Source organism: Xenorhabdus yunnanensis, from assembly GCF_028598805.1.
Classification (GTDB): domain Bacteria; phylum Pseudomonadota; class Gammaproteobacteria; order Enterobacterales; family Enterobacteriaceae; genus Xenorhabdus; species Xenorhabdus yunnanensis.
In genome coordinates this window covers 1-1638 of record NZ_JAQRFI010000153.1, presented here as the reverse complement: position 1 = coordinate 1638, position 1638 = coordinate 1, and the positions used below count along the sequence as shown (strand labels likewise).

Here is a 1638-nt window from a genome sequence, read left to right as displayed (position 1 = left end):
CAATAGTTCATCACCTGTTGGAAAAAGGAGATAAAGAACAGGCGATGGATTGGCTGGAAGGACTTCTTGATTGGACAGGGGAAGACTTATTATCTGAGGCAGAAAACAACGCCAGTGATTTAAACGGCTGGGTTGATAAGCGAATGGAAAATGAAGTAAGCATAACCAAAGCATTAGAAATTATTCACTCTCAAACGCCATCTGTCGAAAAAATTAAAAAGTTACTGGAAGAGGCCACAAAGAAACTCGCTGAATATGAAAATATGAAGCCTGTGGCGTATCGATGCATGTTAACAGGTGAAATATATACCGAGATTCCAAAAACAGATAAAACTAATTTCTTGGCACTTCTATATTACCATCCCAATAGATACAAATAGCGAGACTCATCATGGATATTATCAACGCAGCGAATGAATTAAATGAGCTGAATCTATCTCATGCGCTCCAGAACCGGCCACCAGCATTAACGAGTTTCAACGGGATGTGCCGATGGTGTGAAACGGAGCCAGCAACACACGGTGCATTCTGTAGCCGGGAGTGCGGGGAGGATTATGAGCGGGATAGGCGGAGAAATGACAAATACGAGTAATGACGACGAAATTCTACAAATACCCAGACATCTATTGCATGAATTAGTTGCCGAATATGACTCAATGGTCAGGCAGTATAAAGAAACATACAAAGGTTATGTAGATATTCCAGATTCCAGATGGAATAAAGAATTGGAATTTTATATGGAGCCGTTAAATGAAGTCAAGAAAATATTAGGATGGGAAATAAACGATGAGTGATTTCGGAGGAAGTAACACCCCAAAAGAACTGAAAGACCTCTGGCAAACTCCACTCTCGTTATTTTTAGCCCTCGATTTAGAATTCGGTTTTTATTTAGATGCCGCTGCCGATGCTCAAAATACCCTGTGTGCTCATTATCTCACGGAACGAGATAATGCACTGGAATGTGATTGGGAGAGCTACGGTGGCATCTGGTGTAATCCGCCCTATTCCAATATTACGCCGTGGGTAGAGAAAGCCGCTATTGAGTGTCGAAAGCAATTGCAACCGATTGTTATGTTAGTTCCCGCTGATACCTCAGTAGGCTGGTTTGATTTGGCATATGAAACAGTGGATGAGGTCAGATTAATAACAGGTGGCAGGATTCAGTTTGTTCCAGCAATAGTGAGAGGAAAGAATAGCAGCAATCCGAAAGGCTCCATGCTTTTAATTTGGCGACCGTTTATTACCCCACGCAAAACAATAACAACAGTAGATAAAAATTATCTATTCGATATCGGCAATGAACAAATGAGGAAATAGCATGAGCCTGAAAATAGATTTAGGAAAATATGTCATCACCTCCAATAGTCGTTCGTTTAATTTAAATACCAAAAAGATAGCTCAGTCGGGTGAAAATGCAGGGCAGGAAACATTGCACACAATTGGTTATTACCGACATCTGAATCAATTAATGCGTGACGTAATCAGGCTGGAAATCGATAGCGATGATATCAGAACACTGCAACAGCTCGGCGAAAAAATAGATTTAATCGCCAAAGAGTTTGCTGAGAAATTAAATTCCATCACCGATGAATAACCAATCATACGAGAACGCAAGGAGAACAGTGGCGAGGGAGTGCC

The 1638-nt window shown here is 41.1% G+C and carries 4 protein-coding genes; all 4 read left to right on the top strand.

Annotated features, from left to right (window positions below):
• Positions 1 to 380, top strand: a 380-nt coding sequence (locus PSI23_RS21325; RefSeq protein ID WP_273556952.1) for a hypothetical protein, incomplete at its 5' end; no start/stop codon positions are given.
• Between the two features lie 174 nt (positions 381 to 554).
• On the top strand, positions 555 to 794 hold the full coding sequence (locus PSI23_RS21320) for a hypothetical protein (protein ID WP_273556951.1): 240 nt from the start codon (positions 555 to 557) through the stop codon (positions 792 to 794).
• A complete protein-coding gene (locus PSI23_RS21315) occupies positions 787 to 1317 on the top strand; it encodes a phage N-6-adenine-methyltransferase (protein WP_273556950.1) in 531 nt (176 codons plus the stop codon). The genes PSI23_RS21320 and PSI23_RS21315 overlap by 8 nt, the downstream gene beginning before the upstream one ends.
• Before the next feature lies 1 nt (position 1318).
• The gene (locus tag PSI23_RS21310; RefSeq protein ID WP_273556949.1) at positions 1319 to 1594 is read left to right on the top strand and encodes a DUF5405 family protein; all 276 of its coding nucleotides are present in this window, start codon (positions 1319 to 1321) and stop codon (positions 1592 to 1594) included.
• Positions 1595 to 1638: the final 44 nt, after the last annotated feature.

What these genes read in the sequence shown, in the direction of transcription:
- PSI23_RS21320 (WP_273556951.1), top strand. Translation starts at nt 555, where the DNA reads ATGAGCGGGATAGGCGGAGAAATGACAAATACGAGTAATGACGACGAA.
- PSI23_RS21315 (WP_273556950.1), top strand. Translation starts at nt 787, where the DNA reads ATGAGTGATTTCGGAGGAAGTAACACCCCAAAAGAACTGAAAGACCTC.
- PSI23_RS21310 (WP_273556949.1), top strand. Translation starts at nt 1,319, where the DNA reads ATGAGCCTGAAAATAGATTTAGGAAAATATGTCATCACCTCCAATAGT.